This window comes from Pseudomonas sp. 10-1B, assembly GCF_000935045.1.
In the GTDB taxonomy this organism is placed as follows: domain Bacteria; phylum Pseudomonadota; class Gammaproteobacteria; order Pseudomonadales; family Pseudomonadaceae; genus Aquipseudomonas.
The window spans coordinates 1-2,260 of record NZ_JYKS01000093.1 but is presented as its reverse complement, the minus strand read 5'-3'; the positions used below and the strand labels follow the sequence as shown (position 1 = coordinate 2,260).

The 2,260-nt window shown below is 68.1% G+C and carries 1 protein-coding gene; it reads left to right on the top strand.

Features of this window, described 5'->3' with window-relative positions; translation table 11 throughout:
* Positions 1-2,260, top strand: a 2,260-nt coding sequence (locus tag TZ03_RS27710; RefSeq protein WP_051101505.1) for a condensation domain-containing protein, incomplete at both ends; no start/stop codon positions are given.

The window sequence follows — 2,260 nt, the reverse complement described above, 5'->3', positions numbered from 1 at the left end:
TGCCGAAGGCCGGCCTGTACAACCTGTACGGCCCGACCGAGGCGGCCATCGACGTGACCCACTGGACCTGCCGCGAGGAAGGGCGCGACAGCGTGCCGATCGGCGAGCCGATCGCCAACCTGGGCTGCTACATCCTCGATGCCGAGCTGCAACCGGTGCCGGTGGGCGTGCTGGGCGAGCTGTACCTGGCCGGCGCAGGCCTGGCGCGCGGCTACCACCGCCGCCCGGGGCTGACCGCCGAGCGTTTCGCCGTGAGCCCATACGGCAATGGCGAGCGCATCTACCGCACCGGCGACCTGGCGCGCTACCGCGCGGATGGGGTGATCGAGTATGCCGGGCGTATCGACCACCAGGTCAAGCTGCGTGGCCTGCGCATCGAACTGGGCGAGATCGAGGCGCGCCTGCTGGAGCACGACCTGGTGCGTGAAGCCGTGGTGACGGTACCGGACGGCAAGCAGCTGGTCGGTTATGTGGTGCTGACCGGCGAGGCCGCCGATTGGCAGGCACAACTGGCCGAGCACCTACGCCGTGGCCTGCCGGACTACATGGTGCCGAACCAGTGGCTGGCACTGGACAGCCTGCCGCTGTCGCCCAACGGCAAGCTCGACCGCAAGGCCTTGCCCGCCGTGGATGCCTCGCAATCGCAGCGTGCCTATGTGGCGCCGCAGAGTGAACTGGAACAACAGGTCGCGGCGATCTGGGCGCAGGTGCTGCACTTGGAGCAGGTTGGTCTGGGCGACAACTTCTTCGAACTGGGCGGGCATTCGCTGTTGGCTACCCAGGTGTTCTCGCGTCTGCGCGAGCTAGGCATCGACGCACCGCTCAAGACGCTGTTCGAGCAGGCCAGCCTGCAGGGCTTCGTCGCCAGCCTGCCAGCACCGTCGTTGGCGGCGCGGGCTCCGGCCATCCGGCCGACGCCGCGCGATGCGGCGCTGCCGGTGTCCTATGCCCAGCAACGCCAATGGTTCCTCTGGCAGCTGGAGCCACACAGCAGCGCCTACCACATCCCCATGGTCCTGCGCCTGAAAGGCAGCCTCGATCGTGCGGCGCTGCAACACAGCTTCGATGCGCTGGTCGAGCGTCATGAGGCCCTGCGTACTCGCTTCGTCGAAAGCGACGAGGGCATCGTCCAGGTGATCGAGCGCTCGGCTGCGCTGGTCATCGCCCATGAACGACTGGCGGACGAGGCGACCCTTCAGGCGCGTGTCGCTGAGGAGATCCGCCAGCCGTTCGACCTGGCCCGCGGCCCGCTGCTGCGGGCCCGTCTGCTGGAGCTGGCGGCCGACGACCAGGTGCTGGTGCTGACTCAGCACCATATCGTCTCGGATGCGGCGTCCATGCAGCTGATGGTCGGCGAACTGATCGATAGCTATGCCCGCCACCGCGAGGGCGATGCCGCCCCACTGCCTGCCCTGGCGCTGCAATATGCCGACTACGCCCGTTGGCAGCGTGAATGGATGGAGGCTGGCGAGCGTGAGCGGCAACTGGCCTACTGGGTCGGGCAACTGGGCAGCGAGCAGGATGTGCTGGCCTTGCCGCTGGACCGCCCGCGTCCTGCCGAGCAGAGCTACCGCGGCGCCCAGCTCGACCTGGCCGTGCCGTCGGCGTTGAAGGACGGCCTCGAGGCGTTGGCCCGCCGCCAGGGCGCGACCCTGTTCATGGTGCTGCTGGCGTCGTTCCAGGCCTTGCTGCATCGCTACAGTGGCCAGCGCGACATCCGCGTCGGCGTGCCGGTGGCCAACCGCAACCGGGTCGAGACCGAAGGGCTGATCGGCTTCTTCGTCAACACCCAGGTACTGCGTGCCGATATCGATCCACGCCAGCCGTTCGGCGTGCTGCTGCAACAGGTGCGTCAGGCTGCGCTGGGCGCCCAGGCGCACCAGGACCTGCCGTTCGAGCAACTGGTGGATGCGCTGGCGCCGACCCGCAGCCTCAGCCACAGCCCGTTGTTCCAGGTGATGTTCAACCACCAGGCCGCCGCGCTCGCGCCGGTACGCGCCGTGCCAGGCTTGGCGGTCCAGGCCATGGCCTGGGACAACGACACCACGCAGTTCGACCTGAGCCTGGACACCTGCGAGACCGATGAAGGGCTGAGCGCTTCACTGATCTACGCCACTGACCTGTTCGACCAGGCCACCATCGTGCGCCTGGGTGAGCATTGGCTGAACCTGCTGCAAGGCATTGTCGAGCAACCGCAACAACCGGTGGCCGAACTGCCATTGCTGGCGGCCGCCGAGCGCGAGCGCACCCTGGTCACGTG